At 36.1% G+C, this 25180-nt stretch carries 24 protein-coding genes; 5 read left to right on the plus strand and 19 right to left on the minus strand.

Annotated features, from left to right (window positions below):
- Positions 1 to 165: 165 nt before the first annotated feature.
- Both QQZ16_RS15725 and QQZ16_RS15730 read right to left on the minus strand, forming a co-directional pair.
- Complete coding sequence (locus tag QQZ16_RS15725; RefSeq protein ID WP_235250953.1) at positions 166 to 1443, minus strand: histidine--tRNA ligase; 1278 nt, start codon at positions 1441 to 1443, stop codon at positions 166 to 168.
- A 259-nt stretch (positions 1444 to 1702) separates the two neighbouring features.
- Positions 1703 to 2443: an alpha/beta fold hydrolase gene (locus QQZ16_RS15730; protein ID WP_235250950.1), complete on the minus strand. Its 741-nt coding sequence runs from the start codon at positions 2441 to 2443 to the stop codon at positions 1703 to 1705.
- A gap of 124 nt (positions 2444 to 2567) precedes the next feature.
- On the opposite strand from QQZ16_RS15730, the gene QQZ16_RS15735 reads away from it, so the two are divergent.
- On the plus strand, positions 2568 to 3203 hold the full coding sequence (locus QQZ16_RS15735) for a copper homeostasis protein CutC (RefSeq protein WP_031539286.1): 636 nt from the start codon (positions 2568 to 2570) through the stop codon (positions 3201 to 3203).
- 257 nt (positions 3204 to 3460) lie between these two features.
- On the opposite strand, the gene QQZ16_RS15740 is transcribed toward QQZ16_RS15735, so the two are convergent.
- Complete coding sequence (locus tag QQZ16_RS15740; protein WP_235250948.1) at positions 3461 to 4492, minus strand: polysaccharide pyruvyl transferase family protein; 1032 nt, start codon at positions 4490 to 4492, stop codon at positions 3461 to 3463.
- Between the two features lie 88 nt (positions 4493 to 4580).
- Complete coding sequence (locus tag QQZ16_RS15745; RefSeq protein WP_031539288.1) at positions 4581 to 5042, minus strand: hypothetical protein; 462 nt, start codon at positions 5040 to 5042, stop codon at positions 4581 to 4583.
- Between the two features lie 145 nt (positions 5043 to 5187).
- On the opposite strand from QQZ16_RS15745, the gene QQZ16_RS15750 reads away from it, so the two are divergent.
- Complete coding sequence (locus tag QQZ16_RS15750; protein ID WP_235250939.1) at positions 5188 to 5595, plus strand: VOC family protein; 408 nt, start codon at positions 5188 to 5190, stop codon at positions 5593 to 5595.
- A gap of 395 nt (positions 5596 to 5990) precedes the next feature.
- Here QQZ16_RS15750 and QQZ16_RS15755 read toward each other — a convergent pair whose 3' ends face one another.
- The 9 genes from QQZ16_RS15755 to QQZ16_RS15795 all read right to left on the minus strand — a co-directional run bounded on the left by QQZ16_RS15755 (position 5991) and on the right by QQZ16_RS15795 (position 13587).
- Positions 5991 to 7439 carry a phospholipase D-like domain-containing protein gene (locus QQZ16_RS15755; protein WP_284561517.1) on the minus strand — a complete coding sequence of 483 codons (1449 nt, stop codon included), beginning with the start codon at positions 7437 to 7439 and terminating at the stop codon, positions 5991 to 5993.
- A 519-nt stretch (positions 7440 to 7958) separates the two neighbouring features.
- Positions 7959 to 8603 (minus strand): urease accessory protein UreH, encoded by a 645-nt coding sequence (locus tag QQZ16_RS15760; protein ID WP_109768068.1) that lies wholly within the window; start codon positions 8601 to 8603, stop codon positions 7959 to 7961.
- 30 nt (positions 8604 to 8633) lie between these two features.
- The gene (locus tag QQZ16_RS15765; RefSeq protein WP_031535425.1) at positions 8634 to 9449 is read right to left on the minus strand and encodes an urease accessory protein UreD; all 816 of its coding nucleotides are present in this window, start codon (positions 9447 to 9449) and stop codon (positions 8634 to 8636) included.
- A gap of 3 nt (positions 9450 to 9452) precedes the next feature.
- On the minus strand, positions 9453 to 10061 hold the full coding sequence (ureG, locus tag QQZ16_RS15770) for an urease accessory protein UreG (protein WP_235250929.1): 609 nt from the start codon (positions 10059 to 10061) through the stop codon (positions 9453 to 9455).
- 33 nt (positions 10062 to 10094) lie between these two features.
- Positions 10095 to 10781 (minus strand): urease accessory protein UreF, encoded by a 687-nt coding sequence (locus tag QQZ16_RS15775; RefSeq protein WP_031535429.1) that lies wholly within the window; start codon positions 10779 to 10781, stop codon positions 10095 to 10097.
- Positions 10774 to 11220, minus strand: a complete 447-nt coding sequence (gene ureE / locus QQZ16_RS15780) for an urease accessory protein UreE (protein ID WP_235250921.1) — start codon at positions 11218 to 11220, stop codon at positions 10774 to 10776. Before ureE ends, QQZ16_RS15775 begins: the two co-directional genes overlap by 8 nt.
- A 10-nt stretch (positions 11221 to 11230) precedes the next feature.
- Positions 11231 to 12940 carry an urease subunit alpha gene (gene ureC / locus QQZ16_RS15785; RefSeq protein ID WP_284561518.1) on the minus strand — a complete coding sequence of 570 codons (1710 nt, stop codon included), beginning with the start codon at positions 12938 to 12940 and terminating at the stop codon, positions 11231 to 11233.
- A 26-nt stretch (positions 12941 to 12966) separates the two neighbouring features.
- Entirely contained in the window at positions 12967 to 13272 is a 306-nt protein-coding gene (locus QQZ16_RS15790) for an urease subunit beta (protein WP_031535434.1), read from the minus strand.
- Between the two features lie 12 nt (positions 13273 to 13284).
- The gene (locus QQZ16_RS15795; RefSeq protein WP_031535436.1) at positions 13285 to 13587 is read right to left on the minus strand and encodes an urease subunit gamma; all 303 of its coding nucleotides are present in this window, start codon (positions 13585 to 13587) and stop codon (positions 13285 to 13287) included.
- A gap of 423 nt (positions 13588 to 14010) precedes the next feature.
- Between QQZ16_RS15795 and ahpC the strand changes: the two genes are divergently transcribed.
- A complete protein-coding gene (gene ahpC / locus QQZ16_RS15800; protein ID WP_031535438.1) occupies positions 14011 to 14574 on the plus strand; it encodes an alkyl hydroperoxide reductase subunit C in 564 nt (187 codons plus the stop codon).
- 14 nt (positions 14575 to 14588) lie between these two features.
- On the plus strand, positions 14589 to 16118 hold the full coding sequence (gene ahpF / locus QQZ16_RS15805) for an alkyl hydroperoxide reductase subunit F (protein ID WP_235250904.1): 1530 nt from the start codon (positions 14589 to 14591) through the stop codon (positions 16116 to 16118).
- Between the two features lie 241 nt (positions 16119 to 16359).
- Here the strand turns inward: ahpF and QQZ16_RS15810 are convergent, their stop codons facing one another.
- The gene (locus tag QQZ16_RS15810; RefSeq protein WP_235250897.1) at positions 16360 to 16812 is read right to left on the minus strand and encodes a GNAT family N-acetyltransferase; all 453 of its coding nucleotides are present in this window, start codon (positions 16810 to 16812) and stop codon (positions 16360 to 16362) included.
- 36 nt (positions 16813 to 16848) lie between these two features.
- A complete protein-coding gene (locus tag QQZ16_RS15815; RefSeq protein ID WP_048718642.1) occupies positions 16849 to 17685 on the minus strand; it encodes a DUF368 domain-containing protein in 837 nt (278 codons plus the stop codon).
- A gap of 301 nt (positions 17686 to 17986) precedes the next feature.
- Between QQZ16_RS15815 and QQZ16_RS15820 the strand changes: the two genes are divergently transcribed.
- Positions 17987 to 19648, plus strand: coding sequence for a peptide ABC transporter substrate-binding protein (locus QQZ16_RS15820; protein WP_109768069.1), 1662 nt, complete (start codon positions 17987 to 17989; stop codon positions 19646 to 19648).
- Positions 19649 to 19738: 90 nt separating this feature from the next.
- Here the strand turns inward: QQZ16_RS15820 and QQZ16_RS15825 are convergent, their stop codons facing one another.
- The 4 genes from QQZ16_RS15825 to celB all read right to left on the minus strand — a co-directional run bounded on the left by QQZ16_RS15825 (position 19739) and on the right by celB (position 25149).
- Positions 19739 to 21658 carry a BglG family transcription antiterminator gene (locus QQZ16_RS15825; RefSeq protein ID WP_284561519.1) on the minus strand — a complete coding sequence of 640 codons (1920 nt, stop codon included), beginning with the start codon at positions 21656 to 21658 and terminating at the stop codon, positions 19739 to 19741.
- A 389-nt stretch (positions 21659 to 22047) separates the two neighbouring features.
- The gene (locus QQZ16_RS15830; protein ID WP_284561520.1) at positions 22048 to 23439 is read right to left on the minus strand and encodes a glycoside hydrolase family 1 protein; all 1392 of its coding nucleotides are present in this window, start codon (positions 23437 to 23439) and stop codon (positions 22048 to 22050) included.
- Between the two features lie 17 nt (positions 23440 to 23456).
- Positions 23457 to 23771: a PTS lactose/cellobiose transporter subunit IIA gene (locus QQZ16_RS15835; RefSeq protein ID WP_035416035.1), complete on the minus strand. Its 315-nt coding sequence runs from the start codon at positions 23769 to 23771 to the stop codon at positions 23457 to 23459.
- Between the two features lie 100 nt (positions 23772 to 23871).
- Complete coding sequence (celB, locus tag QQZ16_RS15840) at positions 23872 to 25149, minus strand: PTS cellobiose transporter subunit IIC (protein WP_235250887.1); 1278 nt, start codon at positions 25147 to 25149, stop codon at positions 23872 to 23874.
- Positions 25150 to 25180 lie beyond the last annotated feature (31 nt).

A 25180-nucleotide genomic window follows, 5' to 3' on the forward strand; every position in this document is an offset into this window, starting at 1 on the left:
TTTTCTTCCGCTCGGGATCAGAGACGGATTCTCTGTTACCTTCCTGCTCGTTTTTCCTTCCATTCGGGCTTAGAGACTATTTTTTTAACTTGCTAATATCCTTTGAATCAACTCTCACATAAATAAAAGCAGTAAATGTCTCCCATCTACTGCCTCGTCTAATGATTAATATTCGAAATTCACTATCCATTCTTCTCCTGTTTTCATATCTCTCACTTTATACATATTGCCTGCCACTTCCTCGTCTCCTAGTATAATCACCTTTTTGACACCTTCTTTATTTGCTTTATCTAAAGCTTTCACCAGTTTTTTCTTTCCTAACTCGAGCTCTACTTTAAAGCCTTTGTCACGAAGTGTTTTCGCAACTAAAAAAGCTTCCAGCGGTCGACCAATCGGAATAATATAGTAATCCAGCTTTGCATCATCAAAATCTATTTTATCTAATAAAAGAGCAGATAATATAACATCCAACCCAAAGGAAATACCCACTGTTGCATAGGTTTGCTTTGAGCCAATTAATCCGCCTATCGCATTGTCATATCTTCCGCCGCTACCTATGCTCGACTTTATTCTCTTATCAGTTAAGAAAATTTCATAGATTGTTCCAGTATAAATTTCAAGACCTCTCGCAAGAAACGGATTGAATACGCAATATTGCTCCAGCCCCAACTTCTTTATATACGATTGTAATTCATTCCATTCTTCCAGCCCCTTTCTAATGCTCTCTTCTTTTTCTGCCAGCTGTTGATAGTACTCTATTATGCCGATTAAATCCTTTTGTAAAAAAGCATCAATCTCCTCTATTACTGTTTGTTCTAATCCAGCATCTCTTAGTTCTTCCTTTATTTTTTCTTTACTAATTTTTTCTATTTTATCTACTATCAAAATCACCCGATTTATCAATTGATCCGCAATATTCAATTGACGAAGAAACCCAACTAATAATTTTCGATTATTGTATTGAATCGTTACTTCCATCTTTAATTTATCAAAAATATTCAAAGCCATCATCATAAGCTCTGCTTCTGCCATTTGCGATGGAACACCTACAATATCGACATCACATTGTGTAAACTCTCGATATCTCCCCGTCTTTATCGGACCATCTCGAAATACTTTGCCAATCTCATAGCGTTTAAAAGGCATTTTTAGCGTTGGATTCGTCGCTACCACTTTCGCAAAGGGAATAGTTAAATCATAGCGCAACGCCAGCTCCCTTTTGCCACGATCAGAAAGAGTGTACATTTCTTCTAAAATTTCCGCTCCACCTGCGTATTTAGAAGCAAGCAATTCTTGGTAATTTAAGATAGGTGTCTCAAGCGGTTTGCAGCCATACTGAATAAATACATCTTCCATTGTTCTCCGAATATTTCTTCTGATTTCTTCCTCTCTCGGTAAATAATCCATTGTTCCTTTAACATTTTGGTAAATCATCTTCTTCATTTTTTCATGCCCCCTGTTTAAAATAAAAAACCGCCCTTGATTTAAGTAGTTAAAACTTAATCAAATGCGGTTTCATGAGAAATAGTCTTCCTATGTACGATTTTTAAATCGAAATAGCAAGACTACTTTTTATGATGATGTAATTGTGAAAGGTTGATGCTGTGCGTACGTTTAACCATTTCAATCACCTCTTATTTTCCAAATACTTTAACATATTGGAAATTATAAAACAAGACCCACTTTACTTTTTAATAAGTGGTTAACTTTCCTCACCCATTTTTATGTTTGCATCGCCATATTTCATCAGAAAAGAATCTAACATTTTAGTATGAATCTCCGGCTGTTCATCCTGAACTAAATGTGCCGCAAAAGGAACAACTGCAATGTGCATATTCGAATTTATTTCTTGATAATAGCAAGCGCCCTCTATCTCGTCTCTTTTTCCTTCGCCTACTATGCAAAGAATCGGCATCTTTAATGCATGTATATCCTTAATTTCATGAAATGGATACCACGTTGAATCTTGTGTTATTAAAAGGGCTTCTCTCCAATCCCCTCTATGAATTTGGTTGAAATAATCAGCTACCTCTTCCTTTTGCAAAAGGTGACTTTGTTGCTCTATGTCTTTAAGATGTAACTCTTCCCAATTATCAGGCTTTAAGGGCATAATCCCCGAGATAGTTAAACTCTTTACTTTTTTAGGATGCTTTTTTGCAAAAATGATGGCTACCAATGCTCCTATTGATCCTCCTACAATATGAGCAGAGTCTATTCCTACATGCTCCAACGTTTCAAACAAATCATTAGCAGATTCATCAAAGAAATTAGAAAAATTGGATACTACAGAATGCCCATGCCCTCTTAAATCAGGAGAAATCACCTGATAATGCCTTTGAAAAAAAGCTCTTTGATACTCAAAATCTGTTAACCCTGTTTGCAAACCAGTATGAAGAAATACAATCGGTTCTCCTTTTCCTTGAATAGAAGTATGTAATATCACTCAATTCCCTCTCCTTATTTCCCTAATTTTCTAAATTTTATATTTCATCAAGTATAACCGATTTTTCACAGTAAATATATGGTACACTTGCTAAATTAGACGTTAATTAAAAGGTGTTGAGACAATGATAAAAGAAATCTGCGTAGAAAACTTCACACTCGTCCCAAGAGCTATTCAAAATGGTGCAGATCGGATTGAGCTCTGCGATAATCTATCTGTAGGGGGAACGACTGTTAGCTATGGTGTTGCTGCTAAAACTATCTCCTTTTGTCGAAATACCAATACTAAAGTAATGGCAATTGTTCGTCCAAGAGGTGGGAATTTTATTTATACCGAAGATGAAGTGGATATTATGTGCCAGGATATTCATCTTTTTAAACAGCTTGGTGTTAATGGAGTGGTAATTGGTTGTTTAAATAAAGGGCAATGGATTGATGAAGAAGCAATGGAAAGATGCTTAACCGCTGCTACTGGTTTGGAGGTTACCTTTCATATGGCCTTTGATCATATTGCTCCTGAGTTAAAGAACCAAGCAATCGACTGGCTCATTTCCCATCGGGTAAACCGGATATTAACACATGGTGGTCCTCTATCTACTAAAATTGAAGATAATATACCTACGCTGAAAAGTTATATCGAATACGCTGCTGGAAAAATCATTATTCTTCCTGGTGGAGGGATTACCTCTGCTAACCTTCCAGTTCTATCTGTTCAGTTAGAGATGAAAGAAGTCCATGGATCAAAAATTTTTGGAGCATAGTAAATTATCGGAAACTACATAGTAAAAGGAGATATCCTAAACGGATACTCCTCAGATTGTAGAAAAACCCCCTATTTTTAAAAGTATGATTTTGAAAAAAGGGGGTTTTTGATGTTTTAATTGATTTCGACCACAATATATGGTTCGCAAGATATTATCAAACCACTATATGTTGTATAGTGAAATTGTGAAAAAAGCTGTCGAGACTTTCTCGACAGCCTGAGGAGATATCCTAAACGGATACTCCTTTACTACTTTTACCCTCTAAAAAAATCCTTCAACACTTGAAAATCCTCTCTAACATCAATCTTATTGGGCTCAACACTTTGTAATCTTTCAATAATAGCTGGAAGCTCGTTTAAATCCTTATTATCGGTATACTCAATAAATGATAATTCATGTAGCCAATCATTATACGAGTGCTTCGCTTTTCCGTAGCTATTCCCGAATACCAAGCAAGGAGTCTTTGTGATAATTGAAAAGATCATTGCATGCAACCGATCTGTGATTATTAATTTTTTAGAACCAATTTTATCAAGCATTTTTAATAATTGAGTTTCACGATCAGCATAATCAATCACATCAACTTCTGAAAGCACCGTATCCGTTCGTTCCACTGGATTATCTTTTCCAACCAAGTTCATTAAGTCTGAGACAAAATTTTCTTCTGTTACTTTTTCCTTGTCTGCTCTTAGAACAAATAGAACACCTTCCCTTTCAAGGTCCCTTGGTTCAATGGAAAGGGATAGCACCATATCTGGAGTGTACAGTACATTTGCTTGGAAAGTATCTTTTAAGATTTCTAATGTCTGATTCTCTCTTGCTACTAAAGTGAGGTTAGGATTTTTGTTATATGCTTCTTGGCTTTTTTTCTTTTCTGCTTGTCCTTCCTCTGTATCCTCAAAAAAGGCAGATTGAGGGAACACAATCGTTCGGTAATCTTTAAATGACTCGATGACCTTTCTGCGATCCTCCTCAATATCCAAGTACAGGCTTCCTAAATTTCCTCCACCGGTAAAACAAACAACATCATCCGTTTTAATAATCTTTTTAACTAAATCGATTCCTTCCTCTGTTGCATAATCCATAATTTCAATATATTCATAGTAAGGGAAGCAATTTTTAATAAATTTCTCTTCCGCATACGCTATGGCCTGATCGCCAATATTTGTATAACTCGGAGAGCCAAATAGAAACACTTTTCTTTTATTATTAAATAACGCTTCCTGATTTACATTCGGAGCAATTCCTTTTACTATATGAAACTCTTTTCTCGCTTGGTTTAACATAACGCCATTCCTCCTTCTATAGATCTTGTAGTTTTTGTCATATACCCCAAATGAGCAATATTTATTCCCAAATTAGTCACTTTCTCTCTTACTTCTTCTGTTTCCATGCCAATAGAATGGCCTTGCCATCACTTGGTGCATTTTCTCCATAATCAAAAGGAAGCAACGCAAAGAAGATATAGTATAGGGAGAAATACGCAAACTGATAGAAAAAGGAGCTTCTTGGGAAAACATCCTGCATAATGAATAAATTTATTACTAAAACGGACAATAGATTAAATAAAATTCCTCCACTATGAATTAAAATCCGTTGCCATCTCTTTTTTTCTTCAATTCCTTTATAATAGCAAGTTGCATCTATAAAATAGAACAAATGAACATGGATGGGACCAATACAGAATAGCTCATTCCCCTTTCCAACGATCAAATCACCCTTTCCGCCAAACAGCCAAACAAAAAAATGGTGTCCAGAGGCATGAATCAAGCTAACAATAGGCAATATAACGAAAAAGGCCCATGCGAATTTATCAAGATCGTCTAGAGAAAACATCCTCATCCTCCCTTCTTCCTATCAGGATGAACTAGTTTACAGATTATTACTCTTTTAAATTTGATATAGTTAAGATACCTCCATACTCTAAAAGTAAATCCTCCATTAGATATTTGATAGATTTTGGAAATATTTATACTATATAATGGATTTATCTGATAATTTCATAGAAAGGAGAACTATTTTGATACAAAAAATTGGACAAATTGGCGTAACAGTAAGAAATTTAGAACAAGCCGTTCACTTTTATAAAGAAAAACTTGACCTTCCACTTTTGTTTCAAACAGATAATATGGCCTTTTTTGTTTGTAACGGTTTGCGTTTACTCATCACTCTACCTGAAAATGAAGAATTTGATCATCTAAGCTCAACCATCTATTTTCAAGTGGAGGATATCAAATCAGCTTATGAGAAGTTATGGAAGAAGAAGGTTCTTATGGAAAGTGAACCACACCTTGTTGCTAAGATGGGAACTACCGAAACCTGGATGGCCTTCTTTCGTGATTCCGAGGGGAATATGCATGCATTAATGAGTGAGATAGAGGCTGCCTGATTAGGTAGCTTTTTGTTTTTACTTTTTGGGTTAGGTTGATGAACTTTATTCCTCAAGCTTTGTTTATTCCGTTATTATTCACCTGCTTAAAGCCACACATTCTTCGAGATGCCGGCTTTTCTTTTTATTTAGTTGAATAGCTATGAAAATCTTCTCTTGTATCCTTATTCCTGTGCTTACCTTCCCTTTTATAGGGGGCAAAGCAATTGCTTACCTTTTCCCTTTGTATTAGACAATTTCCATTCCCCTGTACCTTTCTTTTAAAAAAATATAAACTCATGCAGGTATGGTTCTTTATTAAACCATTTAAAGCCTCCAAGTTTCACGTGAAACAAGGAGGCTTTTAACAATATATTTATATATTTCCTAGAAAATAATCTAATTCACTTCTTCCTTTAAACTAAAAATGCAAACAATTTGATGATAGGAGCTAAAGTTTTTATAGCTATTCTCTTCCAAAATGCCACATCTGCTTGCTCTACATCTTCTTTTGCTTTATAGCTTCCATCTTCTGAAACCTGAAGACTATGGTTATCGACCGTTTTATTTAGTTCTTTCTGCAAAAAGTGAGCAAATTCTTCACTATCAATCAAAAGCATGGTTTCTGTGTTTAGGAACGTACTTCTGGCATCTACATTGTAGGAACCAATCAAACTAATTTTTTCATCAAAAATATATGTTTTTCCATGAAGGGACTCTGTCTTTTCCTGATATTCAAATAATTCATCGACCCAATTAATGATATAGTGTCTGTTTGACCAATATCCTGAAAAAGCAACCATATTAGGTGTTGATGCAGCAGAGTTTGTCAGCACCTTCCAATGATCTACTTTTATTTTCTCTGGCTTTACATATTCAAGCATTTTCTTCGTAGGAACAATATATGGACTTTCTAAGTAAATGGACTTTGTAGATTGCTCGGTTAAAGAAATTAGTTCCTTCCAAATTAATGGATCTTTATTAACCCGCTGATGTGGATTGTGCAGCAAAAATACCTTGTCAGTTGAATAAGCATCTTTTTTCCAATCTATTGCTTTATCTATTGGCAATGGATACACATCTTTTGCATGTGTTAGAAGGTCCATTGCTTCTTCCGCTTTTTCTTTCCCTAATTGTATCTTCCTATGTGATATTTTTTTAACTGCATTCTTTGAAAAAGGATGTTCCCAAACATATTGATAATAATCATCTATTTTCATTAATACACTGGTATCCTTTTGTTCCTCTGTAAATACAATAACATCTCGATCATTTGACGCTCCTTTTGTTCCTGCTGCGCTAAAGTATTTATCCCCTATATTTCTTCCACCCACTATAGCAAGTTCACTATCAATGATAAATAGCTTATCATGAAATCGATTATTCCATGTCCAAGGCTTTCCTAAATGAAGAGGTTCATAATACTTCAATTCAATATTTGGATGAGTAAATATCGCATAGCTATATAAACGTAAATCTTTGTTGAATTGATTGACTATGCCATCTAATAAAAGCCTTACTTTGACACCACGATTGGCTGCATCAAACAAACAGCCGAAAAATAAATCTGCATATGGTCCCTTATGTATTGCATAAGTAGATATATCAACAGATTTCTTTGCATTCTTTATCAATTGTAGCCTTGCTAAACCTGAGTCTTCCCTATCTTGTAATAAAACGACTTTATCAGGCGAGACCACTTTTTTATCATTCTGATTGAGTTTAGTCGCTGGCTTCCAAAAAGGGTCTGCCTTGGGATGATAAAAATAAGGAACAACGACACAAGAAATTACAATATAAAGAAGGTAAACTCCAACAAATACCATGATTGTCTTCAGACTATGACCGATCATATTGTCTCCCACCATTTTTTATCTTATTCTTACTATCTTCTCCCTAATTTGAATTATTATTAAAAAGAAAAATTCTATTGAATACTAATTACTATTTATTGTTTTAAAAAGTATTCATGGAGGAGTAGAAAGAAGTCAGTCTTGATTCAATAAAGTAGGGATTTAAAAGAGGCTGAGACATAAGCATTTCAACCAACAACAAACACGAACTATAATGTAATTAAATTACATTATAGTTCGTGTTTGTTTTTTAGAAAAAGGTTTAAAAACGAAGTGTAATGGAGCGGAGGACGCTCGACTCCTGCGGGAAATAGAGGAAAGGCTGAGACCCCGCAGCGCAGCGAGGAGGCTTAGCTTCCTCCCCGGCGCATCGTGCGTCTGTAGCGCAATGGAACGACTGAGTTTTTACACTTAACTATATTAAAAAACATAGATAACCATCAGAAAGTAGCTTTATTTAAGAGCTAAATTAAAGATTGTTCGTCTTTAAAGACTAGTTATTTAGTTTTGTCCCAGCCTCTTTTAATGATCTTATATCCAAATCTTAAATAAACCATCATTGATTCCGATGTTATACATATAATAAATTCCAAATAGGATACTGATGCTTCCTGTGATTTTTGTAAAAAGGGCATTTACCGTTACCCCTTTGTTTGAGAATACAAATGGGACACCTAATACAGTAGTAAATAGTAACATGCCGACACAGGTCCCTATACCAAAAATAATGATATAAATTGCACCTTCCCATATGGTATGTACTGTACTCATCGTTAATAGAACCATTGCTGCACTTCCCGCAAGCCCATGAACTAATCCTAATAAAGTGGACTTCCAATAAGAAGTTGCTCCATTTCTGTGATGGGAATGTGTTTTTCTTTCTTTTAAAAAAACATTTGAAATTCCTAAATAAACAAGGACGATGCCAACTATAAATTCCAAAGACATCGCTACTGGATCTGATATTTCCTGTTTTAATCCAATGACAATTAACCCAAATACAAATAATGTAAAGGTATGTCCAATTCCCCAAAATACCCCAGACAAAGAGGAATTCCATAAATTTTTGCTTCTACTCGCAATCGTAGAAACTGCAATTACATGATCTGGTTCTAATGCATGCTTAAATCCAAGTATTAGTCCAAATAATAAGATGGACAGCAATCCAAATTCCATTATTGATGTTCCTCCGTTTGACTTATTATGTTAGTATTTTCTCCATCTAAGTGCTTCTTTTCCTAAAAGAAACTTCCGTGCATAGGTATGCACTGATTGAAAGATTCTCTCAATTACTCCGGTATTACAAGCTAAAATGCGTAAAATGACTCCATTTTCAGGTAGTTTGGAAATACCAAGGCGTATATCCTCTTCCTCCTTTTCCACTAAGTGATTCAATTCTTGATAAAAGGAGCGATCCGCTTGGTCATGTACAAGTACAAGTGTTCCAATATGGGTGAAACCTTCCATTTGCATAATAGATGTAAAGTCTTCTTCCGGTTTCAAATAAAGATGATCAAAGAAGATTAGTTTATTATTTCTATATATTTTTTGCTTGGAGCGAATCCATGCATATTTAAAGAAACTCCCATCCGCCGCCCATCCAGGAGTAATGATATCACTAGCAAAATAACAGGATCCTTCTTCCATATGTACAACTGTATTTTGAAAATATTTAGCTTGTTCATAAGCGATTATAGGATCAGGAAAGTGTTCTAATATACTATTTCTTTCAAGGGTAATCACCGTATCTTGCTTCACATAGTCCATTGGTGTTCGATATATTTTTGTAGAGGATTGGGTGGTAACAGAGATTGCGGCGTCTTCCTCCACACAAATGGATGTTTTATATCTATCTCCATCCACATAACCTCCTCCTACATGAATACAATAAATGGATGGTGCACTTTCTTCTAAATAAACTGGCCGCGTAATTTTCATAGCTCCTTCATAATAACAATCACTAAGCACTGTTTTATGTTGTCTTTTCTTTGCAGAAAATTGCAAAACACCTGTATAAGTCATTATCTATAGTCCAATGAGAAATGCTTGCTTTTTAATCCATTCCACTACTTCTGAAAGTCCAATTTCCTCTTTCAAGTTTGTAAAAATATAAGGCTTCTCTCCTCTTGCTGCAATCGTATCTCGCTCCATTACTTCCAAGCTCGCACCAACATATGGAGCTAAATCAATTTTATTAATAATAAACAAGTCCGATTTAATCATCCCTTGCCCACCTTTTCGTGGGATTTTTTCTCCTTGAGCTACGTCAATAATATAAATAGAAAAATCTACAAGCTCTGGACTGAAGGTTGCAGCCAAGTTATCTCCACCACTTTCGACAAATATTAGCTCTAAGTCTGGATGTAATTCCTTTAGCTCATCAATAGCTGCGAAATTCATTGACGCATCCTCTCTAATGGCGGTGTGAGGACATCCTCCTGTTTCTACACCGATAACTCGATCTTCTGGCAACACACCATTTTTCAGTAAAAATAATGCATCCTCTTTCGTATAAATATCATTTGTTACAACGGCCATGCTAAGCTCATGTTGCATAGAACGAGTTAATTTTTCAACAAGCAACGTTTTCCCTGCACCAACTGGGCCTCCGATTCCAATTCGTATTGCTTCCATTTATTTCACTCTCCATTTGCTAAATAATTAAACTTATGACATAAAAAGACGGACATGTAACTGTTCATGCCTCATTTGTGCTATCTCAAGTCCGGGACTAACACTCGCAAAATCATCTATTGTTAACCCCATAATGGTATCCACACACGTATCTATTAACGGCTGGATTTCAACCAGTATCTTTTGTCCATTGGTTTGTCCTAAAGGGATGCCGCGCACAGCATTTTGAACAAGGGAAGAGACGGATGTGAAAAGATAGGTTTTCATAGCAAGCACTTCTTCCACATTCAAATAGTGAGCAAGAATCGCAAATACAATGCTTGTATGTCCAAAAGCATCCTTTTCTTTTATATGGGAAATATATTTTGTTATATTAGCAGAGTGATAGAGGTCTTGGCAGAGCTTAGCCATCCTTTCCCCCATTCTTTTATTTCCCATTCTTGTTTCTTCAGCTAGAGAGGAAACGTATAAAATTCTATCTACTTCTAAAACTTTATCCCAGCTACTTGTTGCGATTCCTTCATATGCTAAGTGAAAGGCAAGACCATCTACATAGACGAGCTGTTTCTTTAAATAAATTGTTAATGCCTCATAAAAGCTGTGCTTATCCGTAACTGTCCCTTCTTGGATATATGTTTCCAAGCCAAAGGAGTGAGAAAATGCCCCCGAAGGAAAGTTAGAATCACTTAGCTGTAGCAATGGATATAAAGAATTAGTCATGGCTATGCCCAATATGGCGGAAAGCCTGCTTTACCTTTCGATTCTCTCTTTTATAGGGAATTAATAATTGCTGTAATAATTCTTCAACCAAATAATCATATTGAACAATCATTTCATTGCCTTCAAATTGTGCAGGTAAATGACGGTTACCAAGCTGGTGTGCAATTTCACCCATTTGCTGGATGCTTAATGGCTGAATGGTTAGAACATCATCTTCCTTCACAGAAATGACAATCATATTCTTATCATCCATGTATAATACGTCTCCATCAAGGAGTTCCCTCTTATCTGCTAAGCGAATGCCGATTTCCTTTCCATGGTCTGTCACAACTCGCTGGACTCTTTTTAATAAATCATCACTGTGCAAATAAACTCTTTCTACGTGATTTGCTCTTTTTTCTAATGTTGCTATATTTCCGACAATCTTTTCAATAATCATCTTAATCACCTCAAAATAAAAAATATCGCTGTGCCATTGGCAGCGTCTTTGCTGGCTCGCATGTCGCAAGCTTTCCATCCACCTTTACTTCATAGGTTTGCGGATCAACTTCAATGGTTGGCGTCTCTCCGTTAAAAAGCATATCTGCTTTTTTTAATTTTCTTATTCCAGCAACAGGCTTAACTATTTTTTGCAAATTAAGCGCTTGATGAATTCCTTTTTCATAGGCTGCTTTTGAAACAAATGTCATCGAGGTTTGATATTTTGCACGACCAAAACTTGCAAACATCGGCCGATAAAAAACAGGCTGTGGTGTGGGAATACTAGCATTAGGATCCCCCATTATGCTATGTGCAATTAAACCTCCTTTTAAAATAAGATCCGGTTTCACTCCAAAGAAAGCAGGATCCCATACAACTAAATCAGCTAATTTTCCTACTTCAATGGATCCAACATAATCAAAAATCCCATGAACAATTGCTGGATTAATCGTATATTTTGATACATATCGCTTTAGACGAAAGTTGTCGCCAACTCCCTTGTCTTCCTCCAGTTTCCCTCTTTGCTTTTTCATCTTATCCGCCGTTTGCCATGTTCTAGTAATTACTTCCCCTATCCTTCCCATAGCTTGAGAGTCTGATGAAATCATGCTGAAGATGCCTAAGTCATGAAGAATATCTTCTGCTGCAATGGTTTCTTTGCGAATACGAGAATCAGCAAATGCAATATCTTCCGGAACCGATGGATCTAAGTGATGACAAACCATCAGCATATCTAAATGCTCTTCCAGTGTATTTATCGTATAAGGTCTTGTTGGATTTGTAGAAGATGGCAAAATATTCGAATAACTAGCTGCCTTTATAATGTCTGGTGCGTGGCCCCCACCTGCGCCTTCTGTATGATAAGTATGGATAACTCGTCCATCAATGGCAGCAATGGTATCTTCAACAAAGCCGCCTTCATTTAAAGTATCTGTATGTATTGCTACCTGCACATCATATTTATCCGCAACTTTTAAACTTGTATCAATAGCTGCAGCTGTAGTCCCCCAATCCTCATGCAGCTTCAAGCCTATCGCTCCTGCTTCAATTTGCTCTGCCAACGCGTCTTCACTTGATGCATTCCCTTTTCCAAGAAACCCTAAATTCATCGGAAAGGCTTCTGCTGCCTCAAGCATGCGATGAATATTCCAAGCTCCCGGTGTACATGTTGTTGCATTCGTTCCTGTTGCAGGACCAGTACCTCCACCAATCATTGTAGTAACTCCTGAACTAAGGGCCGTTTCTATTTGTTGAGGACAAATAAAATGGATATGTGCATCAATCCCACCAGCCGTAACTATCTTTCCTTCTGCGGCAATTACTTCTGTAGCAGCTCCAATCACTATATTGACACTATCCATCAACAAAGGATTTCCAGCTTTTCCGATTGCTGAAATTTTCCCATCTTTTACGCCAATATCCGCCTTATATATTCCTGTGTAATCAAGAATAATGGCATTTGTTAGGACAAGGTCAACCGTATCCTTCCGTGTAGCCAGCGGGTGCTGTCCCATCCCGTCACGTATTACTTTTCCCCCACCAAACTTTACTTCATCTCCGTATATCGTGTAGTCTTTTTCTATCTCTAAAAAAAGTTCTGTATCTGCTAAGCGAATAGCGTCTCCAACTGTTGGGCCAAACATATCTGCATATTGATTTCTCGTCATCCGAAAACTCATTAATAAGCCTCCTTTCTTGCACTCTCTTATACCAAACCGTTTGTTAGATTGTTTAAACCATAGACCTTTCTCTGCCCTGAAAAGGGAACAAGCTGTACTTCCTTTTCGTCTCCCGGTTCAAAGCGGACAGCAGTACCGGCTGGGATATTTAAATGCATTCCAACTGCCTCCTCTCTACTAAACTGCAAGGAATTATTTACTTCATAAAAGTGAAAATGAGAACCAACCTGAACGGGACGATCTCCTTTATTTAGCACTTTTACTGTGATAGCATTTTTTCCTTCATTGCAAATAATTTCTTCCTTTTTCAAAACGTATTCACCAGGAATCATTGCACTTCTCCTTTATCGTATGGGATTATGAACGGTAACAAGCTTCGTTCCATCAGGAAAGGTTGCCTCTACCTGTATATCTGGGATCATTTCCGGGATGCCTTCCATTACATCCTCTCTTTTCAAAATAGTTGCTCCATATTGCATCAGCTCTGCTACTGTTTTGCCGTCTCTCGCACCCTCTAAGACTTCATATGTAATAATGGCAATCGATTCTGGATAATTTAATTTCAAGCCTCTACCTTGCCGGCGACGGGCAAGATCTGCAGCAACTACAATCATTAATTTTTCCATTTCCCTAGATGTTAGTTTCATCTTAAACTTCCTTCCCACCATAAAATAACTTAATTTTTTAAATTATCGAAAATTACTATATACTGTTTTCTACTAAAACGATTAAAATTCCTTCTACAAGTTTAGTAGAGGGAAAGACTTTTACGAATAAATTTTGTTAATGGTCCTTAATTGAGAAAAAACCTTAACAAATGAAAATCACTGAATATGCAACAAAAATAACTTGAATTTCATACTAATGTTTTCTACTTTTTACAAAAGGAAGCGAGAAATATGGTATATAAAAATTAAAATAATTATTATTAAGTTCTATCTTATCCTTGACAAAATAATTAGGTTTATATAATAATAAATGTTGAATTGTAATAATTATTATTTGCATAAGTTTGGATTATTCGTCTAAACTAGTAATAAATTTTATTCATAATAGGAGGAATTTAAAAGATGTCAATTATTGGAAGAGAAGTTGCGCCATTTAAAGCTCAAGCATTTCAAAAAGGTGAATTTATTGAAGTAACAGAAGAAAACTTAAAAGGTAAATGGAGCATTTTCTGTTTCTACCCAGCTGATTTCACTTTCGTTTGCCCAACTGAACTAGAAGACTTACAAAATGAATATGCTACATTAAAAGACCTTGGTGTAGAAGTGTACTCTGTTTCTACAGACACTCATTTCACACATAAAGCATGGCATGATCATTCAGATGCTATCGGTAAAATCGAATACATCATGATTGGTGACCCAACACAAAAAATCTCTCGTGATTTCGAAATTCTAAATGAAGAAGCTGGTCTTGCAGATCGCGGAACGTTCATTATCGATCCAGATGGTAAAATCCAAGCTGTTGAAATCAACGCAGATGGCATCGGCCGTGACGCTAGCACACTTGTAAACAAAATTAAAGCTGCACAATATGTTCGCAACAATCCAGGTGAAGTTTGCCCAGCAAAATGGCAAGAAGGTAGCACAACACTTAAGCCAAGCCTAGACCTTGTTGGTAAAATTTAAGGGAGTGGCTCTATATGTTATTAGATAATGAGATAAAAGGGCAACTGAATCAATATCTGCAAATGATGGAAGGCGATGTAGTTCTTAAGGTTAGCGCGGGTTCTGATGATGTTTCCCGCGACATGCTAGCACTAGTTGATGAACTAGCTACTATGTCTTCACACATTAAAGTAGAAAAGACCCAATTAGAGAGAACACCAAGCTTTAGTGTAAATCGTGTCGGTGAGGACACTGGAATCACATTTGCCGGTATCCCTCTTGGTCATGAATTTACTTCCTTAGTATTGGCTTTACTTCAAGTAAGTGGTAGAGCTCCTAAAATAGACCAAAAAGCAATCGATCAAATTAAAGCAATCAAAGGTGACTATCGCTTTGAATCTTACATTAGCTTAACTTGCCATAACTGTCCTGATGTTGTGCAAGCATTGAATGTGATGAGTCTATTAAACCCTGGCATCACACATACAATGATTGATGGGGCAGCTTTCAAAGAAGAAGTAGAAAGCAAGGATATCATGGCTGTCCCTACTGTTTTCCTTAATGGAGAATCATTCGGCAGTGGTCGTATGTCATTAGAAGAAATTTTAGCAAAAATGGGTAGCACAGCTGATGCTTCTGAATTTGCTGACAAAGATCCTTTTGATGTATTAGTAGTCGGTGGTGGTCCCGCTGGAGCAAGTGCTGCAATCTATGCTGCTCGTAAAGGAATTCGCACAGGTATTGTTGCAGAGCGCTTCGGTGGTCAAATTATGGACACTTTAGCTATCGAAAACTTCATTAGTGTGAAACAAACAGAAGGTCCAAAACTTGCTGCTAGTTTAGAAGAACATGTCAAAGAATATAACATTGATGTTATGAACCTTCAACGTGCTAAACGCCTAGAGAAAAAAGGTTTAATAGAAATCGAGTTAGAAAATGGTGCTGTACTTAAAAGTAAATCTGTGATTCTATCAACTGGCGCTCGCTGGCGCAATGTTGGCGTACCTGGTGAAGCAGAATTTAAGAACAAAGGTGTAGCATATTGCCCACACTGTGATGGACCATTATTCACTGGAAAAGATGTTGCTGTAATTGGTGGCGGTAACTCAGGAATTGAAGCTGCTATTGACTTGGCAGGAATTGTGAAACACGTAACAGTGCTTGAATTCATGTCAGAATTAAAAGCTGATTCTGTTTTACAAGAGCGTCTTTATAGTCTACCAAATGTAACAGTTCTTAAAAATGTTCAAACAAAAGAAATTACTGGTACTGATAAAGTTGACGGTATTACTTATATTGAACGTGAAACAGGCGAAGAAAAACATGTCGAGCTTGCAGGTGTATTCGTTCAAATCGGTCTTGTTCCTAATACAGATTGGTTAGAAGGTACTGTTGAACGTAATAGAATGGGTGAAATTCTTGTTGATAAGCATGGCGCTACAAGCCTACCAGGTGTATTTGCAGCTGGAGATTGTACAGACAGTGCTTATAAGCAAATCATTATTTCTATGGGTTCAGGTGCAACTGCTTCTTTAGGTGCTTTTGATTATTTGATTCGTAATTAATAGATGTTAATCTCAAGGAGCTTCCTTTTTTGGGAGCTCCTTTTATTTTGTAAATTTTGATTGAGGTTGTGGATTGTTTTAGCAAATTTCTTTGCTGAGCTAGCTTTCTCTGTTACTTTCCTCCCTTTTTCCTAACAAAACGGTCTTTAATCAAACTCCACTCTCGCCTACAAACTGTTGATAAAAAACCCCTCAACAATTAAAAAAAACTGCCCTCTAAAGCAGGACAGCCTTTTTCTCTTTATAGCTCCAACTCCATCCACTCATCTGTTTCCTTAAAGCCGAACTTCTTATAAACAGGTCTACCAAGCTTTGAAGCGCCTAGCCACATTTTCGTAATGTTTAAGTTTTTGGCTTCGTCTACTAATTTTGTTAATAGACTTGTAGCAATTCCTTTTCCACGATAATCATTTTTCGTATACATATTGGTTACATAAGCCTTTTTTCCACTCTTATTAGTATAGGAAGGAGGAAAGTCATAAATAACAATTGCTCCTGTTGCTATGATCTCGTTTTGCTCCTCTTCCTCTACTACCCATTGAATAAGAGTTCCTTCAGCTAATTTCTTCTGAAAGAAAGTTTTCAGCTCGTTATCAATATCTTTATCAGCTTTAATTCCTTCATCAACTAATTGAATTTTCCTCATTTCCACTAGCAAGTTGATATCGTCAACAGTCGCTTTGCGATATTTCATCCAATCTCTCTCTTTCCTATAAACGTTAATCTGTTATTATTTATCAGATTTTCCTTTAATAAGCTTTTTTTCCGAACCAAAAAGCATTGTTACACTAAGGCCTAATATAAAAGTAATCAAGCAGAATATAAGGGTTGTTATTCCTGTAACCATTCCTGGAAAAACAACGAAAAGGGAGCCAAGAATTAGCCCTATAATGATTGCATAAGTGATATGCGGAAAATGGGATAGTGAATATTTAATCCCTTTACTACTTCCAATAAATCCAACTACTGCACCAAGTCCAATAACCAAGATTACTGGGATATTTAATGTAGATAATGCATTAATGGCTGTTGAATATACACCAAGCAGCAGTAAAATAAACGAGCCACTAATTCCAGGAAGCAACATTGCCATACTGGCAAGCCAGCCAGAGAAAAATAACCCAATGACCGATAATAAAGATAAAGAGGTTATTGGTTCGGTAGTCTTTTCTGGGTTTAAAAAAGCCATTGAAGCAATTAGAATAGCCGCTAATGCTAGAATAATATAATGTCGGGAACCAAAGTTTTTTTTCGGCTGTGCCTGCTTAAGCATAAGTGGAATGACACCAATGATTAATCCAATAAAAAAGAATTGTGTGGGCTCATGATAATTTTCCAATAAAAATTCAATCAATCTGCTTAACAATAAAAGAGCAGTACCCATTCCGACCGCTAACGGTATTAAAAAACCTAATTGCTCTTTCCAGCGTTTACTAAAAAAACCACTGATGGCATCTAGCAAACGATCATAAATACCCAAAATGACGGCAATTGTTCCACCACTCACACCAGGTATTAAATCACTAATTCCCATAATAAAGCCTCTATATAAATTCTTCCATTCCATTAATTCTTATTTCCTCCCTATCAATTCGCTCATAGATTTACACATTTTGAATAGTTTACAAACTATTTTCCAATTCTATCATACCATATTTTCTAGTATCTTATTTTTTTCTAAATAAAAAAACACACTATGCAATAAAAACAAAGAAATCATCCCCAAATATATTAATCTCTTCAATAATTATCCAACAATACTTTACAAATTGACTAATTAATAGGTATAATCATTTTTATAGTTTTGAATGTTCTTTACATATACAATATTCAGAATTAACAAACATAAATAACAGGGGGAATACTTCATGAAGCGAAAAAATTGGTTATTACTTCTCACTTTCGCATTTGTGCTAAGTGTATTAGCAGCATGCTCTGGTGATAATACCAACGTTTCTACAGATGCAGACGACAATGAAAAAAATTCCGGCGAAAAGGTCCTTAACTTTTTAAATCCTGAGGCCATTCCATCAATGGATCCATCTTTAGCTACAGATGAATCTTCATTTATCTATTTAGGAGCTACTATGGAAGGTCTTTACCGCTTAGATAAAGATACACAACCATCACCTGGTATTGCTACAAAGCATTCCGTTAGTGAAGATGGTTTAACTTGGACTTTTACATTAAGAGAAGATGCTAAGTGGTCAAATGGAGAGCCAGTTACAGCAAATGACTTTGTTTACGCATGGCAACGTGCTGTCAATCCTGATACTGGATCAGAATATGGTCCATATATGATGAATGGCGTAATCAAAAATGCTTCTGCTATCAGCAGTGGTGAACTTGCTGTTGACCAACTAGGAGTAAAAGCTGATGGAGATTATACACTTGTTGTAGAATTAGAAAACCCAACTCCTTATTTTGAAACATTAACTACATTCGGCACATTCTTACCACTTAATCAAAAGTTTGTGGAGGAAAAAGGGGATAGCTTTGCAACAAGTTCTGAAAGCCTATTAGCAAACGGACCTTACACAATGTCCGATTGGGATAGCACAAGTAATTCATGGGTACTTGCAAAGAACGATAATTATTGGGATGCAAGCACAGTTCAAATGGATAAATTAACATTTGAAGTAGTAAAAGATCCACAAACAGCACTTAACTTATATGAAAAGGGATCTGTTGACCGTATGGATCTTACATCTGATTTAGTTGACCAATATTCAACAGATGAGAATTATGTGGTTTCAGCAGATACATTTGTCTACTTCCTTAAATTTAACCAAACAACATCTGAGGCTTTAGCAAACCAAAATATTCGTCTAGCTATTAGCCGCGCATTTGACAAAGAGGCTTTAGTTAACGAAATCTTAAATAACGGTTCTATCGTAGCGGATGGACTTGTTCCAACAGACTTCACTCCAATGCCAGAAACTGGAGAAGACTTCCGTGAAGTTAGCGGCGATCTTGTATCCTATGATTTAGAAGCAGCTAAAGAATACTGGGCAAAAGGTTTAGAAGAGTTAGGTACTGATAAAGTAGAGCTTGAGTTTTTAGCAGATGATGATGCGACAACAAAAACATTAATCCAATATGTTGCTAATCAGCTATCAACAAACTTAGAAGGACTAACAGTTAACATCAAACAAGTTCCAAAAGAGCAACGACTTGACTTAGATACTAATATGCAATATGAGCTTCAACTTTCTAGATGGGGTCCAGACTTCCTTGATCCATATACATTCATGAACCTGTGGATTACAGACGGAGGAAACAATAAAACTGGATATTCCAATAAAGAATATGATCAGTTAGTTAGCGATACTGCAACAAAATATGCAACAGATAATGTTGCTCGTTATGAAAATTTCCTAAAAGCAGAGAAATTATTATTTGAAGATGCACCAATTGCACCTGTTTACCAAGCATCTAGAGCACAACTAATTTCACCAAAAGTTCAAAACGTATTCGTAAATCCATTTGGAGCAACTTATGAGTATAAGTGGGCTGACGTAGCAGAATAAGAAAAAAGCTATTTAAAAAGTGGGAATATTACCGAAAAGGTAGATTCCCACTTTTTTTAAACTATTTTTTAAGTGCATACTTCCTCTTATTTATGCTTCTTTCATTATTCGTAAAAATTCCTCATAAGAGCTTGCTTTTAATATTTTATGAACGCTCGAATGATCCTCGATAAATTTCCCAAGGACATCATACATTTCTTGCAAGTCTTCCTGGCTATTTCTTTTCACACATAGTAAGAAGACAATTTGCACCGGATTGTTATTCCAGTCAATGGGCTTATCTAACGTGCAAACACATAAAAATGTTTTTTCTGTCTGCGGAGTAATTGGATGTGGGATTGCAACCAAATTTCCATAAGAGGTTGGGGCCACTTTTTCCCGTTCATATACTGCTTCTAAAAAGGCTTTCCCCACAAAACCCTGCTCCATTAATTGTCCATGTAAAAAGGCTAATACTTCCTCTTTTGTATGCAATGCTTGCTTAAAGAAAACAAGATCTTGAAGGAAAAATGATTCCATTGGCTGATGATTACTTTGCGTTAAAATAAATTTTTCAATTGCTTTTAAATCACTTTCCTTTAGAATCGCATTTACCTCTATCACAGGTACAGCAAAGCTTTCCTTGATTGGAATGGAGCTTACAATAAAATCAATCTCATTTAAATTATATTGATCAAGCATATAATATTCGGTTGTCCCAATCACTTCTAAGTTGCTTCCAAAATAAGATTTTAATCGGTAATAAATTAACTGTGCTGTTCCTAAGCCAGAAGCACAAACTACAAGACAGCGCTTTGGACCTGAATGTAATTTTTTTCTTTCCATTGCCGCACCGATATGCAAAGCTAAATAGCCAATCTCATTCTCATCCATTTCAATTTCTGTATACTCTTTAATTGCCAGTCCTGCAATAATTCCCGCCTCATAAGCAAGTGGATAATTGTTCTTAATCTCTTGCAACATCGGATTTCTAATATTCATGCCATACTTGATTCGATTAACAGCTGGCTTCAAATGCATGCTCATGCCAAAGATAAGCTCTTCATCCTTCGAAATCCCTAAATCGAGTTTTTCTTCCATCTTTGCCAAGACAAAATCAACTAGCTGAAGAATATCATCCTCAATCACATGATCAATATGACCTTTTTTCTGGGTAACTAGCTTTGTTCCAAGTAAGTGCATGGCAATATAGGCTATTTCTGCTTGCGGAAACTTAATTTGATATAGTTCCTCTACTTCTTTTGCAATTTCATTTGCCACATGATATTCCCTTTGTTGTTCAATCTCATCCATATCTGCATGGAATATCGCCACATAATGACCACTAATAATTCGTTTTCGAGCAATGACAATGTGAATGAATAAATTATTTATAGCAATATCAGAAAGGGTTATTTGGTACTTCTTTATTTGTCTTAAAATAATTTCTTGAATAGCTTCCATATTCTCGTCGTCAAAAATGGAAGGAAGCGGGCTGTCAATTGTATTGGTTGACTGTTTTTTTCGATCAAGTACATATTCTGATAAACAAAAACGAACCTTTATTTCATCCCCTACTGCCTTAAGTCCATAATTTGGTCTTGCCTCAAGTGTAATGTCATATTTTTGCAGAATCTCTTTCACATTTTTAATATCTTGTTGAATCGTAGACTTACTTACAAATAATTCATCTGCAAGATCATCCAATTTAAGATAATGGTCATTTAATAAAAAACGGATAATAATATAGGTAACCCTATCCTCAGGTGTTTTAGGAATACTAACATGAGACAGAGTGTTTTCTACAAAGATTGAATGTAAGTATTGTTGGAAGACAGGCTTATCCCAAATTTCTAATGTATAGCCTTTGGATATAACAGAGATTATTTTGGCACCATGATTGTTTAATAGCGCATCTAAATTTTTAATATCTTCTCTCGTTGTTCGAGCAGTAACATGATTAACAGTAGCTAAATATTCGCCTGTAACAGGTGTATCCGCTGCCAATAATTCACGTAAAACTTGTTTCATTCGGGAGCTTAACAAAATAAAGTCTCCTTCCTTTATAAATTTACATTAATACTATATAAATATAATTCCTTCCAGCTATTATAACAAGGTAAGTTGCTTGTTATTTCATAGGAGCTTGGTCGCTCAATAATTTTTGAGGTATTATTCTATTCAAAAAACATTCTTACTCAAAAAGGTTCTGATCTTAATCCTTGATCAGAACCTATCCTTTATATCTTGAAAATATTTTATCAGAAATGATAAAGTGAACCTTCCATCAGTTAGGCTGACACGAACTGATGGTTAGTTAGTTGCGCCATTCAAACAATGGAACTCCCAACCAATCCCTCGAGTTCTCATTAGCAATAGACGAGATCTTTTGTCCATTATGTGATGGATAAGAAAATTCTTTAAAACCCATTATTTTTTGCTACATTTTTAAACCAGTGGGCACTTTTCTTTGGCGTTCTTTGTTGTGTCTTTATGTCTACTGAAATAAAACCATAGCGATTTTTATAGGCATTAGACCAAGACCAATTATCCATGAATGTCCATAGATGATATCCTTTTACATTGCAGCCTTCTTCTAAGGATTTATGCAACCATTGTAAATGGCCTTCAATGAATTCAATTCGATAGTCGTCTTGAATTTGTCCGTCTTTCAAGAAACGCTCTTCGTCTTGAACTCCCATGCCATTTTCAGAAATAAAGGACTCTACATTTCCGTAGTTTTCCTTTAAATTCACCATGATATCGTAAATTCCTTTTTCGTAAATTTCCCAGCCACGATAAGGGTTCATCTTTCTGCCTGGCATCTCATATGGATCAAAGAACCATTCTGGCATAAAAGGACTATATGGATTAGGTAAATGCTCTTTTGCTTTTACTCTGCGTGGCTGATAATAGTTAACACCAAGGATATCCACTGTATTTTCCTTTATTATTTCTAAGTCGCCTTGTTCTACATGTGGCATTTGTCCATGTTCACGTAGTATTTCTACCAATTCCTCTGGATACTCGCCGAGAACAGCAGGACCTAAGAAGCTTCTATTAAAGAATAAATCACAAATATTTGCCGCTTTTAAGTCGTACGGATTTTGGCTTCTTGGATAAGATGGAGTTAAATTTAAGACAATCCCAATTTTCGTGTCTTCGTCTTTATTCCAACCCCTGAAAGCTTGGACAGCTTTTGCATGTGCTAAAACTGTATGATAAGCAACTTGTGCTGCCTTTTTAAAGTCGACAATATTCGGATAGTGAAAATCGTACAAGTATCCACCTTCAACAGGAACAATCGGCTCATTGAATGTAAACCATTTTTTCACACGATCACCAAATAGTTGGAAAGCTTGCAAAGCATATGCTTGGTATGCATCCACTACTTCACGATTCTCCCAGCCACCGATATTCTGCATTTCTAATGGCATATCGAAATGATACAGGGTAACGAATGGCTCAATTCCATTAGCTAGAAGCTCATCAATTACATTATTATAAAAGCTCACTGCTTCTGGATTAACTTCTCCCCGTCCGTTTGGAATTAATCTAGACCACGAAATAGATAGGCGGAACGAATTATGTCCAATTTCCTTCATCAATTGAATATCTTCTTTATATTGATAATAAAAATTAGAAGTATTTCCAGGTCCTACATTATCAAAAAAGCGATTTGGCTCTGCCTCATACCAATGATCCCAAATGTTTTTTCCTTTTCCTGCTTCATTTGCTGCACCTTCAATTTGCGTTGCAGATGTGGCACTTCCCCACCAAAAACCTTCAGGAAATTTGTATTGAACAGTCATTTTTTGAAACCCCCAACTTATTTATTACGATAGATTTCTATTATCTCAGTAGCTAAATCGCGAACAGTAATAGCAGTCATTAAATGATCTTGAGAGTGAACTAAAATTACGTTCACACCTGCTCCATTTCCACTCGCCTCTTCTTGGAGTAATTTCGTTTGAAAACCATGCGCTTTTCCAAGTTCTGCACTTGACTCTTCTATTAACCGATCCGCCTCGTCAAAATTCCCCTCTTTTGCTTCTTGTATTGCTTCCATCGCACATGAACGACCATTTCCAGCAAAAAGAATAATTTGAAAAGCTATTTCTGTCATCTTGTTATCTGTTTCCATCCCTGTCACTCCATTCTCGAATACCAAAGGGGGTTTACACTTATACTTAACGAAGGTAAAACCCCTTTCCTTAAATTTAAATTTCTATTTTATACTTTTATTATCCTTGTTTTTCTGTTTCATAATAATTTTTATCTAATACTTTTAGGAATGGCCACCAAATCGCCATTACAACAAGTAAGTTAAAGATTTGAAGTGCTGCACCTCTCCAGTCATTACCTGTTGCTAAAAATCCACTAATACCAATTGGTGTTGTCCACGGAACAATGATTCCTGCAGGTTTTGGAACAATACCAGCTGACATTGTAAGATAAGTAATTACCGTTACAACTACTGGCGCTAATAGCCAAGGAATAAGAACTAATGGATTCATAATGATTGGTAATCCAAAGATAATTGGTTCATTTACGTTAAATATCCCTGCTGGACCACCTAGTTTACCAAGTTCTTTTGTTTGTCTGCTCTTACCGATTAAGAAGATAAGGATAACAACACCTAATGTCATTCCTGTACCACCCATACCAACTAAGAACGTGTCCATAAATTGCTTTGTAACAACGTTTGGAAGCTCTGTTCCTGCTTGGAAGGCACTGAAGTTTTGATCATTCAATGCATACCAAATTGGATCTAGGACAGAGTTCATAATAATCTGACCATGTAAACCGAAGAACCAGAATAATTGAATTAATAGTACAACTACGATTGTTGCTGGCAGACTACTACCTAAAGCAGTTAATGGCTCTTGAATAATGGTATAAATAAAGTTCTGTACTGTATCAAACGGTGTAAAGCTAAATAGAATACGAATGATTAAAAAGATTGTCAATGTTAATGTAATCGGAATCAATGCACTAAATGATCGAGATACAGAATCTGGAACACCAGGAGGCATTTTTATCGTCCAGTTTTTCTTCACAAAGAAGCGATATAGCTCTGCAGAAAGAAATGCAGTGAAAATTCCTAAGAACATCCCTTGTGCACCAAGAATAGCAGTCGGGATAACGCCTGTTACTTCCCCTAATTCTTGTGGGTTTAAGATAAGAAATGATGCTACCCCCACTACTGCACCATAAATCGCTTCAAGCCCATAATGTTGGGTCAATTTATATCCTATACCCATTATTACAAATAGCCCCATTATACTTAAAGTTGCAGCAGATGCCGGACCTAACGCATTTTGGTAAGCTGTATATGCTTCTGGGCTAATCCATTTATCTAGGAAAGGAAAGTTCGCAATTACAACAAAAATTGAACCAAAAATGATTAGCGGCAAGGCAACCATAAAACCATCACGTAACGCTGCTAAATAACGATTGTTATTCAATTTTTCAGCAATTGGCAACAGAATATTTTCCAAAACCTCCATAAATTTATTCATAAGGTTTATCCTCTCTTCCTTAAATTAGTAA

It is taken from the genome of Bacillus sp. T2.9-1 (genome assembly GCF_950097965.1).
In the GTDB taxonomy this organism is placed as follows: domain Bacteria; phylum Bacillota; class Bacilli; order Bacillales; family Cytobacillaceae; genus Niallia; species Niallia hominis.

What these genes read in the sequence shown, in the direction of transcription:
- QQZ16_RS15725 (WP_235250953.1), bottom strand. Translation starts at nt 1,443, where the DNA reads ATGAAGAAGATGATTTACCAAAATGTTAAAGGAACAATGGATTATTTA.
- QQZ16_RS15735 (WP_031539286.1), top strand. Translation starts at nt 2,568, where the DNA reads ATGATAAAAGAAATCTGCGTAGAAAACTTCACACTCGTCCCAAGAGCT.
- QQZ16_RS15740 (WP_235250948.1), bottom strand. Translation starts at nt 4,492, where the DNA reads ATGTTAAACCAAGCGAGAAAAGAGTTTCATATAGTAAAAGGAATTGCT.
- QQZ16_RS15745 (WP_031539288.1), bottom strand. Translation starts at nt 5,042, where the DNA reads ATGTTTTCTCTAGACGATCTTGATAAATTCGCATGGGCCTTTTTCGTT.
- QQZ16_RS15750 (WP_235250939.1), top strand. Translation starts at nt 5,188, where the DNA reads ATGGATTTATCTGATAATTTCATAGAAAGGAGAACTATTTTGATACAA.
- QQZ16_RS15760 (WP_109768068.1), bottom strand. Translation starts at nt 8,603, where the DNA reads ATGGAATTTGGATTGCTGTCCATCTTATTATTTGGACTAATACTTGGA.
- QQZ16_RS15765 (WP_031535425.1), bottom strand. Translation starts at nt 9,449, where the DNA reads ATGACTTATACAGGTGTTTTGCAATTTTCTGCAAAGAAAAGACAACAT.
- ureG (WP_235250929.1), bottom strand. Translation starts at nt 10,061, where the DNA reads ATGGAAGCAATACGAATTGGAATCGGAGGCCCAGTTGGTGCAGGGAAA.
- QQZ16_RS15775 (WP_031535429.1), bottom strand. Translation starts at nt 10,781, where the DNA reads ATGACTAATTCTTTATATCCATTGCTACAGCTAAGTGATTCTAACTTT.
- ureE (WP_235250921.1), bottom strand. Translation starts at nt 11,220, where the DNA reads ATGATTATTGAAAAGATTGTCGGAAATATAGCAACATTAGAAAAAAGA.
- ureC (WP_284561518.1), bottom strand. Translation starts at nt 12,940, where the DNA reads ATGAGTTTTCGGATGACGAGAAATCAATATGCAGATATGTTTGGCCCA.
- QQZ16_RS15790 (WP_031535434.1), bottom strand. Translation starts at nt 13,272, where the DNA reads ATGATTCCTGGTGAATACGTTTTGAAAAAGGAAGAAATTATTTGCAAT.
- QQZ16_RS15795 (WP_031535436.1), bottom strand. Translation starts at nt 13,587, where the DNA reads ATGAAACTAACATCTAGGGAAATGGAAAAATTAATGATTGTAGTTGCT.
- ahpC (WP_031535438.1), top strand. Translation starts at nt 14,011, where the DNA reads ATGTCAATTATTGGAAGAGAAGTTGCGCCATTTAAAGCTCAAGCATTT.
- ahpF (WP_235250904.1), top strand. Translation starts at nt 14,589, where the DNA reads ATGTTATTAGATAATGAGATAAAAGGGCAACTGAATCAATATCTGCAA.
- QQZ16_RS15810 (WP_235250897.1), bottom strand. Translation starts at nt 16,812, where the DNA reads ATGAAATATCGCAAAGCGACTGTTGACGATATCAACTTGCTAGTGGAA.
- QQZ16_RS15815 (WP_048718642.1), bottom strand. Translation starts at nt 17,685, where the DNA reads ATGGAATGGAAGAATTTATATAGAGGCTTTATTATGGGAATTAGTGAT.
- QQZ16_RS15820 (WP_109768069.1), top strand. Translation starts at nt 17,987, where the DNA reads ATGAAGCGAAAAAATTGGTTATTACTTCTCACTTTCGCATTTGTGCTA.
- QQZ16_RS15825 (WP_284561519.1), bottom strand. Translation starts at nt 21,658, where the DNA reads ATGAAACAAGTTTTACGTGAATTATTGGCAGCGGATACACCTGTTACA.
- QQZ16_RS15830 (WP_284561520.1), bottom strand. Translation starts at nt 23,439, where the DNA reads ATGACTGTTCAATACAAATTTCCTGAAGGTTTTTGGTGGGGAAGTGCC.
- QQZ16_RS15835 (WP_035416035.1), bottom strand. Translation starts at nt 23,771, where the DNA reads ATGGAAACAGATAACAAGATGACAGAAATAGCTTTTCAAATTATTCTT.
- celB (WP_235250887.1), bottom strand. Translation starts at nt 25,149, where the DNA reads ATGAATAAATTTATGGAGGTTTTGGAAAATATTCTGTTGCCAATTGCT.